The organism is Gemmobacter caeruleus, assembly GCF_008271655.1.
In the GTDB taxonomy this organism is placed as follows: Bacteria; Pseudomonadota; Alphaproteobacteria; order Rhodobacterales; family Rhodobacteraceae; genus Gemmobacter; species Gemmobacter caeruleus.
This window is the reverse complement of record NZ_VKKX01000011.1, coordinates 396,778-412,663: the sequence shown is the minus strand read 5'-3', so window position 1 is coordinate 412,663 and position 15,886 is coordinate 396,778. Positions and strand designations below refer to the sequence as shown.

Here is a 15,886-nt window from a genome sequence, read left to right as displayed (position 1 = left end):
AGGAATGCTGAGGCGATGAAGAAGTATGTGATGGCCGCCCTGGGCGGCACGGTGGCCGGGGTTCTGCTTTCCACCCAGGTCGCGGGCCCGCTCATTGCCCAGGAAGCGCAGAAAAGCTCCTCCGTCTATGAACAGCTTGACCTGTTCGGCGACATCTTCGAACGCATCCGCGGCCAGTATGTCGAGGAAGTGGACAGCAAGAAGCTGATGGAGGCCGCCATCAACGGCATGCTGACCTCGCTTGATCCGCATTCCAGCTATATGGCGGCCGACGATTTCAGCGACATGCAGGTGCAGACCCGTGGCCAGTTCGGCGGTCTCGGCATCGAGGTCACGCAGGAACAGGGCTTCGTCAAGGTCGTCTCGCCGATGGATGACACGCCCGCCGACAAGGCCGGCATCCAGGCCGGCGACTTCATCACCCATGTGAATGGCGAAAGCGTGCTGGGCCTGACGCTGGATCAGGCGGTGGACCTGATGCGCGGCGAGGTCGGGTCGGAAATCGTGATCACCGTGGCGCGCGAAGGCACCGAGGAGCCCTTCGATGTGTCGATCATCCGCGACACGATCAAGCTGACCGCCGCCAAGGGCCGCGTGGTGGGCAATACCGTCGTGGTGCGCCTGACCACGTTCAACGACCAGACCTATCCGGGCCTGCAAGAGGAATTCAAGAAGGCGGTGGAGGAGCTTGGTGGCATCGACAAGGTGAACGGCCTGGTGCTGGATCTGCGCAACAACCCGGGCGGGCTGCTGACCCAGGCGATCTCGGTCTCGGACGCCTTCCTCGACAAGGGCGAGATCGTCTCGACCCGCGGACGCGAACCGCAGGACAGCGAACGCTTCAACGCCGAAGCCGGCGACATGCTGCAAGGCAAGCCGATGGTCGTGCTGATCAATGGCGGCTCGGCCTCCGCCTCGGAAATCGTGTCGGGCGCGCTTCAGGACCACCGCCGCGCCATCGTGGTGGGCACCAAGAGCTTTGGCAAGGGTTCGGTCCAGTCGGTCATCCCGCTGCGCGGCGATGGCGCGATGCGGCTGACCACGGCGCGCTACTACACCCCCTCGGGCCGGTCGATCCAGGCGCTTGGCATCTCGCCCGACATCGTGGTGAACCAGCCGGTCAAGAAGGCCGGCGAGGAAGGTACCGAAGCCGCCGCGGCGGCGGCCGAGGCCGAGGCCAAGGCACGCACCGAGGCCGATCTGCGCGGCGTGCTGTCGAATGACAGCATGACCGAGGACGAAAAGCGCCAATATCGCGAGGAACAGGAACGCGCGGCCGAAACCGCCAAGCTCCGCGACGAGGATTATCAGTTGGCCTATGCAGTCGATATCCTCAAGGGCGCCGCCGCGATCGTTCCCGGCGCGGCAGATCCCGCCGCCCCGGCGGAAAAGCCCGCGAACTGACATGGAAAGGGGGGCCGGGCAACCGGCCCCGAAGCCGCGCATGAACCATCCCGACCCCGCCTCCCTGCCCTATCGCCCCTGCGTCGGCGTCATGCTGATCAACGACCGGGGCCTGATCTTCACCGGCAACCGCAAGGACAGCACCCTGCCCGCCTGGCAGATGCCGCAAGGTGGCATCGACGAGGGCGAAAAGCCCCGCAAGGCCGCACTGCGCGAATTGTGGGAAGAAACCGGCGTGACCGAGGATCTGGTGGAATTCATCGGCAAGACGGCGGATTGGGTCACCTATGATCTGCCGCCCGAATTGCTGGGCAAGGTCTGGGGCGGCAAATATCGCGGGCAAAAACAGAAATGGTTCCTGTTCCGCTATCTGGGCCGCGACGATCAGGTGAACATCGCCACCGAGCACCCGGAATTCGACCGCTGGCAATGGAGCCGGGCCGAGGAGATGATCGCCTCCATCGTGCCGTTCAAACGCGCGGTCTATGAACAGGTCGTCGCGGATTTCCGCGCCCATCTGGCGTAACCAGGGCTTATGAGAAGGAGCGCGCCTTGGGGCGCGCGCGTCTTTTGTCTCGGCATCCGCTGCCGCGGATTGCCTCGGGGCAAGATGAGTATTTGAACAAGGGGCAAAACCGCCTCGTCTTTGCTTCTTGCCCAAATACTCCCGCCGGAGGCGTCCTGTCGGCGCCGTTTGCGCAGGATCAGCCGTTTTCGCGCAGGATCGTGCCGGCAAGGTAAAGAGAGCCGCAGATCAGCACACGCGCGCGCGGGTCGGTCTGCGCAATGTCGCGCAGCGCCGCCGCGACCGAGGGCGCAACATGGGCAGGGATGCCGGCAGCGGTGGCGGCAGCGGCGGTGACCTCTGCCGGCAGGGTGTTCTGTTCCCCGGGGATCGAGACCGCGTGCAGGCTGGCGAGTTGCGGCGCCAGCGGGCGCAGGTAGCCGCTGATATCCTTGGTGTTGAGCATGCCGCAGATCGCATGGGTGGCGCGCGGTGCCATGCCGGCCAGCGTCGCCGCCACGGCCTCGCCCCCGGCGGGGTTGTGGCCGCCATCGAGCCAGAGCTCCACCCCCGGCGCGCTGTCGGGCAGTGGCCCGCGGGTCAGGCGCTGCATCCGGGCCGGCCATTCGGCGCGGGTGACAGCGGCTTCGCAGGCGGCCTCATCCGCGCCCAGATGGCGCAGGGCGGCCAGCGCGGCCCCGGCATTCTGGAGCTGGTGCGGGCCGGGCAGGTTGGGCAGGGGCAGATCCAGCAGGCCGGTTTCATCCTGATAGATCAGCCGGCCGCGTTCCGTCGTGACATGCCAGTGCTGGCCATGCACCAGCAGGGGGGCGCCCAGGCGCGCGGCCCGGGCCTCGATCACCGCAAGTCCGGCTTCGGCCTGCGGACCCACCACGCAGGGCACGCCGCGTTTCAGGATACCGGCCTTTTCGCCCGCGATCTCGGCCAGGGTTTCGCCCAGATATTGCTGATGGTCGATCGAGACCGGCGTGATGATGGTCAGCGCCGGGCGATCCACCACATTGGTCGCGTCCAGCCGCCCGCCCAGCCCGACCTCCAGCAGCGTATATTCCGCCGGCACCCGGCTGAAGGCGAGCAAAGCCGCGCAGGTGGTGATTTCAAAGAAGGTGATCGGATCCTGCCCGTTCGCCGCGATACATTCATCAAGCAGCGCGCTCAGCGCGTCCTCGGAGATCAGCGCGCCCGCCAGACGGATGCGTTCATGGAACCATGCCAGATGCGGCGAGGTATAGGCATGCACGCGCTTGCCCTGCGCCTCCAGCCCGGCGCGGATCATCGCCTGGGTGGAACCCTTGCCATTGGTGCCCGCGACATGGATCACCGGCGGCAGGCGGCGTTCGGGGTGATCCAGCGCCGCCAGCATGCGTACGACGCGGTCCAGCGTCAGGTCGATGATCTTGGGATGGAAATCCATCATCCGCTGCAAGAGCGCGTCGGAGCGGGACGTATCGGTCATCTGGGCCCTCGGAAGGCAGGGGATACGCCCGTGATGCCCCGGGCGCCGGGCCGCCGCCCGCCGGAAACCGGCAGGCCAGAGGCAGGAGGCGTCAGGCCTTGGCGGCTTGTGGCCGGGCGGGTTCGGCCGGCACGGGCAGTTCGCCATGAACCGCCGGCGATTGCCGGGTCAGCATGCGCAGGATCGTGACCAGTTCGTCGCGCAGCGCCTTGCGATGGGTCACGCGGTCCAGCATGCCGTGATCGAGCAGATATTCCGCGCGCTGGAACCCTTCGGGCAGTTTCTCGCGGATAGTCTGTTCGATGACGCGCGGGCCGGCAAAGCAGATCAGCGCATTCGGCTCGGCGATCTGCACATCGCCCAGCATGGCATAGCTGGCGGTGACGCCGCCGGTGGTCGGATGGGTCAGGACCACGATATAGGGCAGGCCCGCCTCTTTCAGCATCTGGATCGCGACGGTGGAGCGCGGCATCTGCATCAGGCTGAGAATGCCCTCTTGCATGCGCGCGCCGCCGGCGGCGGAAAACAGCACCATCGGCCGCTTGAGCTTCACTGCCCGTTCGGCGGCCGCGACGATGGCATTGCCGACATACATGCCCATCGAGCCGCCCATGAAGGCGAAATCCTGCGCGATGGCGACGATGGGGGTGCGCAGCACCTCGCCCTCTGCCACCAGCATGGCATCCTTTTCGCCCGTCGCCTTCTGCGCGGCCTTCATCCGTTCGGGATATTTCTTCTGGTCACGGAAATGCAGCGGGTCGGCGACCGGCTCGGGCACCTTGACCTCGACGAAGACGCCGCCGTCGAACAGCGCGGCAAAGCGGTCGCGCGGGGTGATCGCCATGTGATGATCGCAATGGGTGCAGACATTCAGATTGTCCGCCAGTTCGCGATGAAACAGCATGGTCCCGCATTCGGGGCATTTCGTCCACAGGTTCTCGGGCACCTCGCGGCGCGAGAACAGCGAGTTGATCTTGGGGCGGACGTAGTTGGAGATCCAGTTCATGCAGGCTGGCCCTTTAGCGGTTCGGGTCTTGGACATAAGGCCAGAGCCGGCGGAATGCAATCTTTGCCGGCGGACCGGCCTCTCTCCGCCGATCGACGCCGCGCGGGCTTGCCCGCAGACCGCAGGCGGCCTAAGCGCAAGATACCCTGCCGGAAAGCCCGCCATGCCGATTCCCGCCCTGCCCCGCCGCCCTGTCCTTGCCAGCCTCGCGCTGCTGTCGCTGCTGGCCGCCTGTGTCGTGCCGACCGGCACCAGCCTGTCGCAACAGCCGGTGCTGGCCGGGGCGATGACGCTGGCCGCCCCGCAGGGCTATTGCATCCAGCCCGGGTCGCGGCGTGAAAGCGGCGACAGCGCGCTGGCGATCCTGGGGCGCTGCGCCGGGCAGGAAACTGTGGCCCCCGCCGTGCTGACCGCCACCTTTGGCGCCGCCGGCAGTGCCGAGGGGTTGCAGGACGGTCAGGCCGTGCTGGCGGCATGGTTCCGGTCCGATCGCGGCCGCGCGGCGCTGAGCGACCGGGGACGCGCGCGCGACGTGACGGTGGACAAGGCCTTTGGTCAGGGCGGCGCGCTGTTTCTGCATGTGCGCGATACTGGGGCCAATGCCGGTGTGCAGCGCGAAAGCTGGCGCGCGGTGCTGCCGCTGCGCGGGCGGCTGGTGACGCTGACCGTGGCCGGGCCGGCGGATCAACCGCTTGCCCCCGCGGCCGGTCAGGCGCTGCTTGAGCGCTTTGTCGCCGCGCTTCGGCGTGCAAACCCCTGATTTTCCCCCTTTCCGGGATGCCGCCCCCTCTGGCCATGGCCGGAAGGACGTTGTTAATTGTATAGGAATACAAACGAATCGTTTCCGGATTGCAAACAATCGGAGGAGACGGGCAACAGGCAGATGGCAACGAAGATCGACTCATTCCTGGATCGGATCCTGCACCGGCGGTCGCTGAAACGCTGGGAACGCTGGGCATCGGTCGCCGATACGCTGAGCCTGGAGCGGCTGCGCGAGATGCGCGGGCGCGCCCGGGAATCGCGCCGGCATCTCGACAAGGTGATCCATATCGCCGAACACCGGCTGGCGCTGCCGGTCATCGGCTCCAACGCGCTGCGCCGGCCGATGGGCGCCGACTGGGTCTGGCGCCCGTCGCTGTGGAAGGGCGAATTGCCGGTGCCCGGCTTTTCCTCGGTGCCGTCGAAACAGCAGATCATCGACGGCGCCGTGGTGTTTCACGATTGCCGCCGCTCGGAACTGACCGTGCGCCAGATCCGCAACACGCGCGAGGCCGATCTTGCGCCCTTTGGCCTGCGGATGGATGTGTTCCGCTTTGACGGCTCGTTCCTGTCGCTGGTCGTCGATCTGCCCCCCGATGCGGTGCAGGGCCTCAAGCTGCGCCACATCATCCGGCTCGATGTGATCGTAGAGATGGAAAAGCCGCTGGAAATCTTTGCCCGGCTCAACATCAAGCACGGCCCGAATGTGGAACAGATCGTGCGCGAATTGCCGCTGGCCGCCGAAGAGGTGATGGTGGAATTCGACCTCGCCTATACCAAGATGAACGAAAAGCGGGTGGAACGGCTCTGGGTCGATCTGATCTTCGAGGGGCCGGAGATGAACCAGATCATCCTGCGTGACCTGACGCTGTCGCGCAGGCCAAGGGCGGATGTTTGACGGCGAATGTATGACACGGGTAGCGATGGCATGGCGGATGTGAAACTGACAAAGACCCGCGTGCGGGCGGGTGTCTGGGAAGGCGTGCTGGTCAGCGACGGGGCCAGGCCCGCGCTGGAAGTGCTGCATCTGGAACAGAAACTGCCCGGGCTGAGCGTCACCGACCTGCCCGGCCAGCCCGGCCATTACGCCGTGCGCCTGCCGATCCCCGCCGCCGTGCTGAGCGAAGGGGTGCAGACCTTCCTGTTCCGCGATGCCGGCACGGGCGAGAAGCTGGGCCATTTCACCATCATCACCGGCGTCGCGATGGAAGACGACCTGCGCGCCGAGGTCGATCTGCTGCGCGCCGAACTCGACATGCTCAAGCGCGCCTTCCGCCGGCATTGCCTGGAAACCACGGGCTGATCAGTCCGAAAGCCGCCCCGTGGCCAGCGCCCGCGCCCAATCGGCACGCCCCGCGCGCTGTGCCAGTGCCACCATCCGCGCGGGGTCATAGGCGACACTGCGAAACCGCACCTGCCACCCCGCCGGCCCCTGCTCCACCAGCGCATAGCACGCCTCGGGCGTGCCGCTTTCCATCACATGCGGCACCGGGGTATCGTCGTGATAGGCGGGCAGGCCCACCGAACCGGGATTGACGATCAGGCTGTCGCCCAGCCGCACCGCGCGCGCGACATGGGTATGGCCACAGAGGATCAGCGTCTCCGGGCAATCGCCGCGCAGGGCCGCGACCTCGGCCAGCGGACGCGGCGAGACCTGCCCCTCTGGCCCCACCTTTTCCAGCCAATAGGTCAGATCGTCGCCGGGTGTGGCATGGCAGAGCCGGACCCCGCCGCGCGCCCAGCCCGCCGGCAAGGCGCGCAGCCAGTCCAGATCGGCCGGGGTCAGCTGGGCATGGGCGGCGCGATCCGACGGCCCCATCGCTTCGGGAAGCTGCTCCACCAGCCAGCGGTCGTGATTGCCCCGGATGCAGCGCATCGGATGCGTCCGGAGCAAGGCCATCGTTTCGGCCGCGGCAAGCGGGCCGCTCAGATGATCGCCCAGATTGACGATCTCTGCCACGTCCTGCGCCGCGATATCCTTCAGCACAGCCGACAGCGCATCGGCATTGCCATGCACATCGGCGATCACCGCCAGCCGGCGCGGCATCAGCCGCGCGCCGGTATGTTCAGCCCGCGCTGCACCGCCGGGCGGGCCAGAAAGCGGCCCAGATAGGCCGGCACATGGCGCAGCGCGCCCCAACCCGCGATGTCAGCCGCCTTGTAAAAGGTCAGCAGCGTGTTCAGCCAGGGCCCGATCGCCATATCGGCAATGCTGTATTCCCCGGCGATCCAGTCCTTGCCCTCCAACGCGCCATCCAGCACCCGCAAAAGCCGTTCCGCCTCGGCGCGATAGCGCTCTTTCGGGCGCGGGTCTTCAATGTCCTTGCCGGCAAAATGGTGGAAAAAGCCAAGTTGCCCGAACATCGGCCCCAGCCCGCCCATCTGGAACATCAGCCATTGCAGAATGGTGTAGCGCTGTGCGTCGGGCAGGAACTTTCCCGATTTTTCAGCCAGATAGATCAGTATCGCGCCGCTTTCGAACAAGGGGAGCGGCACCCCGCCCGGCCCGTTCGGGTCGATGATCGCGGGGATCTTGTTGTTGGGGTTCAGACTGAGAAATTCCGGCGTCATCTGATCGTTGCGGCCGAAATCCACCAGATGCGGCTCATAGGGCAGGCCCATCTCCTCCAGGGCCACGGCCACCTTGATTCCATTTGGCGTGGGCAGCGAATAGAGCTGGATCACATCGGGCCGGGTCGCAGGCCAGCGGCGGGTGATCGGAAAATCGGCAAGAACAGTCATCATGACCCCCTGATTGCATTGGGGTGAAGGCTAGGCATGTTTTCCCCATCACAAAAGCCGCAATCTTGTGCGATAACAGCGCTGCCCCTGTGCAAAAATGAGGATCGACCCGGAAACCCGGCAATGATCCCGGCCGGGGGCACAAATGGGGGCAACCAAAGGAATCCCGAGAAATGCTTAACGAATTCAAGGCTTTCATTGCCAAGGGCAACGTCGTTGACCTTGCCGTCGGTATCATCATCGGCGCGGCCTTCACGGCCATCGTCAACTCGCTCGTGGCCGATCTCATCAACCCGATCATCGGCGTGATCACCGGCGGGATCGACTTCTCCAACCTGTTCATCAATCTGGGCGATGGCGACTACACCTCGCTGGCCGCCGCCAAGGACGCGGGCGCCCCGGTCTTTGCCTATGGCTCGTTCATCACGGCCATCATCAACTTCCTGATCATCGCCTGGGTGGTGTTCCTGATCGTCAAGGCGGTCAACCGGCTGAAAGAGGCGACCGCCCGCAAGGAAGCCGCCGCCGAAGCCGCCGCACCGGCCGGCCCGACCGAACTGGATGTCCTGCTGGAGATCCGCGACGCGCTGAAGAAATAAGCCGCCGCATCAAGGCCCCCGCAAGCGGGGGCCTTTTTTCTGTCACAGTGCCAGTGCCTCGGCCGCGGGGATCGTCGGCAGGCCAAGCGCGGTGCCCACGGCGGCATAGGTCAGCTTGCCCTTGTGGGTATTGAGCCCGTTCAGCAGATGCTTGTCCTCGGCGCAGGCGCGTTTCCAGCCCTTGTCGGCCAGCGCCAGCATGAAGGGCATGGTCGCATTGCCAAGCGCCTGGGTCGAGGTGCGCGCCACCGCGCCGGGCATGTTCGCCACGCAGTAATGCATGATTCCGTCAACTTCATAGATCGGATCCTGGTGCGTGGTGGCCCGGGATGTTTCAAAACAACCACCCTGGTCGATGGCCACATCCACCAGCGCGGCACCCGGTTTCAGCTCTTTCAACTGCGCGCGGCTGATCAGCTTGGGCGCCGCCGCACCAGGGATCAGCACCGCGCCGATGATCAGGTCGGCCTCACGCGCCAGCGCGATCGTATTGGCGGCGCTGGCATAGGCGTTCTTGAAATCGCGGCCGAACACATCGTCCAGATAGCGCAGCCGATGCACCGAACGGTCGATCACCGTGACATCCGCGCCCATGCCGGCGGCGATCTTCGCGGCATGGGTGCCCACCACCCCGCCGCCGATCACCAGCACCTTGCCCGGCAGCACGCCCGGCACGCCCCCCAGCAAGACGCCACGCCCGCCATTGGCCTTTTGCAGCGTCCAGGCACCGACCTGAGGCGCCAGCCGCCCGGCCACCTCGGACATCGGCGCCAGCAGCGGCAAGCCGCCGCGATCATCGGTCACGGTTTCATAGGCAATCGCGGTCACACCGCTTTCCAGCAGGTCGCGGGTCTGGTCCGGGTCGGGCGCCAGATGCAGATAGGTGAACAGAACCTGCCCTTCGCGCAGGCGCTTGCGCTCCACCGCCTGCGGTTCCTTGACCTTCACGATCATCTCGGCCAGGGCAAAGACCTCTTCGGCGGTGCCAAGGATGGTCGCGCCGGCGGCAATGTAATCATCATCAGAAAAACCCGCGCCGGCGCCGGCACGGGTTTCGATGACCACCTGATGACCGTGACCAACGGCCTCTTTCACCGCGTCGGGGGTCATCCCGACGCGAAATTCTTGCGGTTTGATTTCTTTCGGACAGCCGATCTTCATCTGGAACCTCCCTTGTGGCCGCACCCTCCCGCGCGGCCCTGTGGGATCAGCCTGCGGCAGAATCGGCGGCGATTTTTCGATTTTTGTGGCGCGTCGGGGCGAAGTGATCGTAGCTTCTTGCGCAGGATCGCCCATTTACCGCAGAAATCGCCCCCGCCATGGACCTTGACGCAACAGACCGCCGCATTCTGACCGTGCTGCAAAAGAACGGCCGCATCACCAATGCCGAACTGTCGGATCAGGTGAACCTCTCGGCCTCGGCCTGCCATCGCCGCGTGCAGCGGCTGGAGGAGGAGGGCTATATCGCCGGCTATGTCGCGCTGCTCGATCCGCGCCGGCTGGGCCGACCGACCACGGTCTTTGTGGAAATCACCCTGTCGGGTCAGGCCGATGATCTGCTGGACGCCTTTGAACGCGAGGTGGCGCGGGTGCCGGACATTCTGGAATGTCACCTGATGGCCGGCAGCGCGGATTACCTGCTCAAGATCGTGGCCGAGGATACCGAGGATTTCGCCCGCATCCACCGCCAGTATCTGTCGCGCCTGCCCGGCGTCGCGCAGATGCAATCCAGCTTTGCCCTGCGCACTGTGGTGAAGACCACCGCCTACGCGGTGTGAGGGGTCAAGACCACCGCCTACGCGATGAGACCCCTGCAAAGAAAAACCCCCGGCCGAAGACGGGGGTTCCTCAAGGGCGGCGGGTTGCCCCGCCCAGTGCTATGACGCGTCTCAGAGAGCGCCTTCGCGCTGCGCCTTCTTCCGTGCGAGTTTGCGCGCACGGCGGACGGCTTCGGCTTGCTCACGGGCCTTCTTGACCGAAGGCTTTTCGAAATGCTGCTTGAGCTTCATTTCGCGGAACACGCCTTCGCGCTGAAGTTTCTTCTTCAGGGCGCGGAGCGCCTGTTCGACGTTATTGTCACGAACGCTGACCTGCATGTGGTTGTCACCACCTTCCTAAGCTAGAGTTGCACTGATGTGCAGGCCCGCGCCCCATAGCAAAGCTGCGCGGACTTGTCTACCATCCGCAGGGACAGGAGGCCCGATGCAGACCGAAACCCCGCTTTCCGCCGCCCGCGACGCGATTCTGGCGGCAGCCCTGCCGCATGTGCCCTTTGATGGCTGGTCCGATGCCACGCTCAGGGCCGCGCTGGCCGATTCGGGGCAGCCGCCCGGCATGGCCGCCGCGCTGTTCCCGCGCGGGCCGGTGGATCTGGCGCTGGCCTATCACCGGCGGGGCGACGCGCGCATGGAGGCCGGGCTGGCGGAGGCCGATCTTTCGGCGCTGCGCTTTCGCGACCGGATCGCCCATGCGGTGATGGCCCGCCTCGATCTGGTGGAGGACAAGGAACTGGTGCGCCGTGGCACCGCCCTCTTTGCCCTGCCGCAACACGCGGCCGAGGGCGCCCGCGCGATCTGGGGCACCGCCGATGCGATCTGGACGGCGCTTGGCGACCGTTCCGACGATCTGAACTGGTATTCCAAACGCGCCACGCTGTCGGCGGTCTATTCCGCGACCGTGCTGTTCTGGCTGGGCGACAGCAGCGACGGCCATGCCGAGACCCGCGCCTTTCTGGACCGCCGCATCGACAATGTGATGGCCATTGAAAGCTTCAAGGCCAGCCCCCTGGGCAAGACCCTGCTCAGCCCGCTGAAACTCTTGTCCGGGTTGCGCGCACCGCACCCGGCTGTTGACCTTCCCGGCACCGTGAAAGACGACGCATGACCCTTCCGCCCCCCCATACCATGCAGGCCATCGAGATCAGCGAGCCCGGCGGCCCCGAGGTGCTGAAGCCGGTGGAGATGACGGTGCCGGTGCCCAATCACGGCGAGATCCTGATCCGCATCGCCTGGGCCGGGGTGAACCGTCCCGATGCGCTGCAACGGGCGGGGCTTTATGCGCCGCCGCCCACGGCCTCGCCCCTGCCGGGGCTGGAGGCGGCGGGCTGGGTTGCCGCTGTCGGGCCGGGGGTCACCAAATGGCAACCGGGCGACAAGGTGACCGCGCTGTTGCCGGGCGGCGGCTATGCCGAATATGCCGTGACGCCCGAGGATCACGCCCTGCCGGTGCCCGAGGGCATCACCCTGCGCGAGGCGGCCTGTCTGCCCGAGACCTGCTTTACCGTCTGGTCCAATGTGATGATCCGCGGCGGCCTGCGCGCGGGCGAGCGGTTTCTGGTTCATGGCGGCGCCTCTGGCATCGGCACGACGGCGATCCAGATGGCGCGCGCGCTTGGCGCCCGCGTCTTCGCCACCGCCGGCACGCCCGAGAAATGCGCCGCCTGCGAGGCATTGGGCGCCGAACGCGCCTTCAACTACCATCACGAGGATTTCGTCGGCGCGATGAAGGCCGAAGGCGGCGCGCATGTCATCCTCGACATGGTCGGGGGCGACTACATCCAACGCAACGTGAAATCGCTGGCCGATGAAGGGCGGCTGGTGCAGATCGCCTTCCTCAAGGGCACCCGGGCCGATCTGAACTTTGCCGAGGTGATGATGCGCCGGCTGACCATCACCGGATCGACCCTGCGCCCGCAAAGCGATCTGGCCAAGGCCCGCTATGCCCGCCACCTGGCCAAGCATGTCTGGCCCATGGTCGAACGCGGCACCCTGCGCCCGGTGATCGACAGCGAATTCCCGCTGGCCGAGGCCGCCGCCGCCCATGCGCGACTGGAAGGGAACGGCCATATCGGCAAGATCGTCCTCAAGGTCGCCTGATCCGGGGGGCTGCCCCCCGTGTTTCCGCGGCATGGACGATTCCCGGGAATTCCCCCAAACCGTCGCGCCCGTGCCGCTATCTCGCCCGATTTCACGGTCAATAAGGTCTTCAGACAGCGCTAAAGCCGCAAGAGGAAGACAATGGACCGACTGACCGAGATGGAAGCCTTTGCCACCGTGGTGGATCAGGGCGGATTTACGGATGCGGCCAAGAAGATGGGCATTTCCAAATCCGCCGTGTCCAAGCATGTCTCCGCGCTGGAGGCACGGCTGGGCGCGCGGCTGCTCAACCGAACGACGCGGCGGGTATCGCCGACAGAGATCGGTCTGGCCTATTACGACCGCGCGCGGCGGGTGCTGAACGATGCGGGCGAGGCCGATGCGCTGGTCACCTCGATGCAATCGGCGCCGTCTGGCCTGCTGCGCATCTCGGTCGCCACCGATTTCGGGGTCAATCTGCTCTCGCCGATCCTGGGGGACTTCCTTCAGGAATATCCCGATATCACCGTGAACATGGTGCTGAACAACCGTTATGTCGAACTGATCTCCGAAGGGTTCGACATGGCGATCCGGGTGGGCGAGCTGGAAGACAGCAGCCTGCGCGCCCGCAAGCTGACCGAGACCTCCAAACGGATGATCGGCGCGCCGGGCTATTTCCAGCGTTTTGGCCGGCCGATGAAGATCGACGATCTGAACGAACACAAGCTGCTGCACTATTCCAACCAGGCCAATGGCAATGTCTGGAAGGTGGTCGCGCCCTCGGGCGAAAAGCGTCAGGTGCGGTCGAATGGCTGGCTGACGGTGAATGACGGGCAATCGCTGCTCAATGCGGCCATCGCCGGTCTGGGCATCGCCTACCTGCCGTCCTTCCTTTATGCCGATGCGATGCGCGCGGGCCAGGTCGAAGAGGCGATCCCCGGCCTGCCGACCGAGACGCTGGGCATCTATGCCGTCTATCCGCCGGGCCGCTTCACGCAGCCCAAGGTGCGCGCCTTCATTGATTTCCTCGCCCGGCGGTTCCTTGAAAAAGGCCCCGACAACTGGTGATCCTTTACGGTGCGGCGTCCAACTGGGTCGAGGTGAGCATCACCTCGACCCTTCTGTTTTGCGCCCGCCCCGCCTCTGACAGGTTCGAGGCGCGCGGCGCCAGATAGCCCACGCCCTCGGCCTCGATCCGGTCGCCGGCCACGCCAAGCGCGATCAGCGCCTTGCGCACCGCCTGCGCCCGGGCGCGCGACAGGGCGATATTGCCCGCCAGCGTGCCCGAGGCATCGGTATGGCCCACCAGCGCGATCCGCGCCCGGGGCTGCGCCGCCATATAGGCGGCCAGCGTCGCAAGGCTGGGCGCATCGGCCTGCGTCAGTGTGGCCTTGCCCGAGGCAAAGGCCACATCCGGCAGGACAAGACTGCCCGCCCCCTCCAGCCGCGCGGCGAAACTGTCATCGACCGGCAGGGCGGGCTGCGACGGCGCGGGCGCCACCGGCGCGGCCGGGTCGGGTTCGACCGGCGCCGCCGCGCCCGGCGCGCTGACGGTGGTCAGTTGCACAAAGGCCGCCTCGGTGGCGCGGCTGATGGTCAGGCTGGCCAGCGCCCCGTCCCGCCGCAGCGCGACATAGCGAAAATCGCCCAGATCGACATGCATGTCGGGCTCGGTGATCAGCGGCAGCCAATAGCGAAAGTCAAAGCCCCCGCAATCGGCATCCGCGCAGGCAAAAACCTCTTGCCAGCCCGCCGCGCGCATCTGCGCCGACAGCCGTTCTGCCAGGGCGCGGGTGGTCTGGTCGGTCACGATGCGCCAGGCGGTCTGGGCCACGTCGCCCGCCCGCTCCTCACCCGGGGCGCTGCCGTCGCGCCAGGGGCCGGTCGCGATGCGAATCGTCGTATCGGGTTCGGAAAGATCGGCGGTGACCGCCGCCGCGGCCCCGAAATCGGGCACGAAGCCCTGCGCCAGCGCAGGGGCCGCCGGCAGCAGCAAAAGGGGCAGCAGGAACCGCATCAGATCACCCGGTAATGATAATGCCCGACCGCTATCATCCCCAGCCGCTCATACAAGGCCCGGGCGGCGGCATTCTGCTCGGTCACCACCAGGGCAAGGCGCGCCGCGCCCTGATCTTGCGCCCAATTGGCTGCGGCACACAGGATGTTGCGGGCGGAACCTTGCCGACGCAGATCGGGCCGCACCTCCAGCGCATGCAGCATCGCGGTATCGCCATGCAGCGCGACAAAGGCCACGCCCGAGGGCGTATCCTGGGTGCGGCCCAGAATGGCGGTCTTGGGGCCGATGACCCGCTCCATCACCGCGATGCGGGCCGGGCCGATACCGCCCTCGGCCCAGAGATCGCGGGCAATCGCCAGCGGCGGCCAATGGGCAAAGGCCGCCATCGGGCTGACCTCGCCCGCCAGCGCGGCCACCGGCGCGGCATAGGCGACCACCGGATCGTGCCGACGATACCCCCGCGCCGCCAGCGCGGCATCCAGCCGCGCCTCCCCCGCGCGCAAGACCCAGAGCCGCCCCTGCCCCAAAGCCTCCATCGCGGCCTCGGCCTGGGCAATGTCGGCCTCCTGCCAGTCGCCCTCGGCGCTGGCCGCGCTGACGCGCTGACCGCCGCCCGCGCCTTCGCGGATGCGCCAGGGCCCGACACGCCGGCTGTGGCGCGGCGGCCAGGTCGCCTCCATGGCTTCGGCCAGGGCTTCGGGCGTCATTGGCCGGCCCCGAACAGCGCCTGCAACCGCAGCATCGCCGCATCCAGCCGCCCCGGATCGGTGCCGCGGATCACCAGATTGGTGCCATAGGCGCCATTCTGGACAAAGGGATAAGACCCCATCGACAGATCGGGAAAGGCCGCCGCCAGATCGGCAAAGGGGCCGGCAATCTCGCCCTCGCCACGGTCCACCCGCAGCGACTGGCTCAGCAAGGGCGCACCGCCGGCGATGCCCGCCAGCACCCCCGCTACCATGGCCTGAAAGATGTTGGGCACCCCGGCCATGACATGCACATTGCCCAGGCTAAAGCCCGGCGCGGTGGAGATCGGGTTGTCGATCAGCCGCGCGCCCTCGGGGATGCGCGCCATACGGCGGCGGGCGGCGTTGAATTCCTGCCCCGCTCGGTCGTAATGCGCCTGCAACAGCGCCAGCGCGTCGGCCCGGTGGTCGATCGCCACGCCAAACGCCGCCGCCACCGCATCGGCGGTGATGTCATCATGCGTCGGCCCGATGCCGCCGCTGGTGAAGACATGATCCCAGCGCGCCCGCAACGCATTCAGCGCGGCCACGATCTCGGCCTGGTCATCGGGGACCACGCGCGCCTCCATCAGGCGGATTCCACGCGCCGTCAGCTCCCCAGCAAGGTAATGCGTATTGCCGTCGCGCGTGCGCCCGCTGAGGATTTCATCGCCGATCACCAGCATTGCGGCGGTTGGGTTCGTCATCACGGCCTCCCTCATTGCGGCGCAGGCTAGCGCGGCGGCGGGCGGGGATCAAATCCCTGCCTCTGGTCTTTTGTCCCTTCAGCCTTTATCT

General features: G+C 66.6%; 19 protein-coding genes. 10 read left to right on the top strand and 9 right to left on the bottom strand.

Going from position 1 to position 15,886, the window contains the following annotated elements; all coding sequences use genetic code 11:
- Window positions 1-15: 15 nt before the first annotated feature.
- A complete protein-coding gene (locus FOA17_RS04500) occupies window positions 16-1,404 on the top strand; it encodes a S41 family peptidase (RefSeq protein ID WP_149140273.1) in 1,389 nt (462 codons plus the stop codon).
- A 40-nt stretch (window positions 1,405-1,444) separates the two neighbouring features.
- The gene (locus FOA17_RS04495; RefSeq protein WP_149140272.1) at window positions 1,445-1,930 is read left to right on the top strand and encodes an RNA pyrophosphohydrolase; all 486 of its coding nucleotides are present in this window, start codon (window positions 1,445-1,447) and stop codon (window positions 1,928-1,930) included.
- Window positions 1,931-2,108: 178 nt separating this feature from the next.
- On the opposite strand, the gene FOA17_RS04490 is transcribed toward FOA17_RS04495, so the two are convergent.
- Both FOA17_RS04490 and accD read right to left on the bottom strand, forming a co-directional pair.
- Window positions 2,109-3,386 (bottom strand): bifunctional folylpolyglutamate synthase/dihydrofolate synthase, encoded by a 1,278-nt coding sequence (locus FOA17_RS04490; RefSeq protein WP_149140271.1) that lies wholly within the window; start codon window positions 3,384-3,386, stop codon window positions 2,109-2,111.
- A 91-nt stretch (window positions 3,387-3,477) separates the two neighbouring features.
- Window positions 3,478-4,392 carry an acetyl-CoA carboxylase, carboxyltransferase subunit beta gene (gene accD / locus FOA17_RS04485; RefSeq protein WP_149140270.1) on the bottom strand — a complete coding sequence of 305 codons (915 nt, stop codon included), beginning with the start codon at window positions 4,390-4,392 and terminating at the stop codon, window positions 3,478-3,480.
- A gap of 163 nt (window positions 4,393-4,555) precedes the next feature.
- On the opposite strand from accD, the gene FOA17_RS04480 reads away from it, so the two are divergent.
- From FOA17_RS04480 to FOA17_RS04470, 3 genes are all read left to right on the top strand, one after another.
- Entirely contained in the window at window positions 4,556-5,152 is a 597-nt protein-coding gene (locus FOA17_RS04480) for a cation transport ATPase (RefSeq protein ID WP_149140269.1), read from the top strand.
- 123 nt (window positions 5,153-5,275) lie between these two features.
- Complete coding sequence (locus FOA17_RS04475; protein WP_203232264.1) at window positions 5,276-6,049, top strand: DUF6478 family protein; 774 nt, start codon at window positions 5,276-5,278, stop codon at window positions 6,047-6,049.
- A 6-nt stretch (window positions 6,050-6,055) separates the two neighbouring features.
- Window positions 6,056-6,454 (top strand): hypothetical protein, encoded by a 399-nt coding sequence (locus tag FOA17_RS04470; RefSeq protein ID WP_338029099.1) that lies wholly within the window; start codon window positions 6,056-6,058, stop codon window positions 6,452-6,454.
- Here FOA17_RS04470 and FOA17_RS04465 read toward each other — a convergent pair whose 3' ends face one another.
- On the bottom strand, window positions 6,455-7,198 hold the full coding sequence (locus FOA17_RS04465) for a metallophosphoesterase family protein (protein WP_149140268.1): 744 nt from the start codon (window positions 7,196-7,198) through the stop codon (window positions 6,455-6,457). It abuts the gene before it with no gap.
- Window positions 7,198-7,893, bottom strand: coding sequence for a glutathione S-transferase family protein (locus FOA17_RS04460; RefSeq protein ID WP_149140267.1), 696 nt, complete (start codon window positions 7,891-7,893; stop codon window positions 7,198-7,200). Before FOA17_RS04460 ends, FOA17_RS04465 begins: the two co-directional genes overlap by 1 nt.
- Before the next feature lie 173 nt (window positions 7,894-8,066).
- Here FOA17_RS04460 and mscL point away from each other — a divergent pair, with 173 nt between their 5' ends.
- Window positions 8,067-8,492: a large conductance mechanosensitive channel protein MscL gene (mscL, locus tag FOA17_RS04455; RefSeq protein WP_149140266.1), complete on the top strand. Its 426-nt coding sequence runs from the start codon at window positions 8,067-8,069 to the stop codon at window positions 8,490-8,492.
- 42 nt (window positions 8,493-8,534) lie between these two features.
- Here the strand turns inward: mscL and ald are convergent, their stop codons facing one another.
- Entirely contained in the window at window positions 8,535-9,653 is a 1,119-nt protein-coding gene (gene ald, locus FOA17_RS04450) for an alanine dehydrogenase (protein ID WP_149140265.1), read from the bottom strand.
- Between the two features lie 158 nt (window positions 9,654-9,811).
- Here ald and FOA17_RS04445 point away from each other — a divergent pair, with 158 nt between their 5' ends.
- The gene (locus FOA17_RS04445; protein WP_149140264.1) at window positions 9,812-10,270 is read left to right on the top strand and encodes an Lrp/AsnC family transcriptional regulator; all 459 of its coding nucleotides are present in this window, start codon (window positions 9,812-9,814) and stop codon (window positions 10,268-10,270) included.
- A 111-nt stretch (window positions 10,271-10,381) separates the two neighbouring features.
- On the opposite strand, the gene rpsU is transcribed toward FOA17_RS04445, so the two are convergent.
- Complete coding sequence (rpsU, locus tag FOA17_RS04440) at window positions 10,382-10,588, bottom strand: 30S ribosomal protein S21 (protein WP_023666753.1); 207 nt, start codon at window positions 10,586-10,588, stop codon at window positions 10,382-10,384.
- Between the two features lie 106 nt (window positions 10,589-10,694).
- Here rpsU and FOA17_RS04435 point away from each other — a divergent pair, with 106 nt between their 5' ends.
- The 3 genes from FOA17_RS04435 (at window position 10,695) to FOA17_RS04425 (ending at window position 13,414) form a co-directional block, all read left to right on the top strand.
- Entirely contained in the window at window positions 10,695-11,375 is a 681-nt protein-coding gene (locus FOA17_RS04435) for a COQ9 family protein (protein WP_149140263.1), read from the top strand.
- A complete protein-coding gene (locus tag FOA17_RS04430) occupies window positions 11,372-12,367 on the top strand; it encodes an NAD(P)H-quinone oxidoreductase (RefSeq protein ID WP_149140262.1) in 996 nt (331 codons plus the stop codon). The genes FOA17_RS04435 and FOA17_RS04430 overlap by 4 nt, the downstream gene beginning before the upstream one ends.
- Before the next feature lie 141 nt (window positions 12,368-12,508).
- Window positions 12,509-13,414 carry a LysR family transcriptional regulator gene (locus tag FOA17_RS04425; protein ID WP_149140261.1) on the top strand — a complete coding sequence of 302 codons (906 nt, stop codon included), beginning with the start codon at window positions 12,509-12,511 and terminating at the stop codon, window positions 13,412-13,414.
- A 4-nt stretch (window positions 13,415-13,418) separates the two neighbouring features.
- Here FOA17_RS04425 and FOA17_RS04420 read toward each other — a convergent pair whose 3' ends face one another.
- Genes FOA17_RS04420 through FOA17_RS04410 form a run of 3 tightly spaced genes read right to left on the bottom strand, consistent with a single transcriptional unit; the run spans window position 13,419 to window position 15,795 of the window.
- Entirely contained in the window at window positions 13,419-14,363 is a 945-nt protein-coding gene (locus tag FOA17_RS04420; protein ID WP_149140260.1) for an OmpA family protein, read from the bottom strand.
- A complete protein-coding gene (locus FOA17_RS04415) occupies window positions 14,363-15,070 on the bottom strand; it encodes a GNAT family N-acetyltransferase (RefSeq protein WP_149140259.1) in 708 nt (235 codons plus the stop codon). Before FOA17_RS04415 ends, FOA17_RS04420 begins: the two co-directional genes overlap by 1 nt.
- On the bottom strand, window positions 15,067-15,795 hold the full coding sequence (locus FOA17_RS04410) for a competence/damage-inducible protein A (RefSeq protein WP_162528165.1): 729 nt from the start codon (window positions 15,793-15,795) through the stop codon (window positions 15,067-15,069). Before FOA17_RS04410 ends, FOA17_RS04415 begins: the two co-directional genes overlap by 4 nt.
- Window positions 15,796-15,886: the final 91 nt, after the last annotated feature.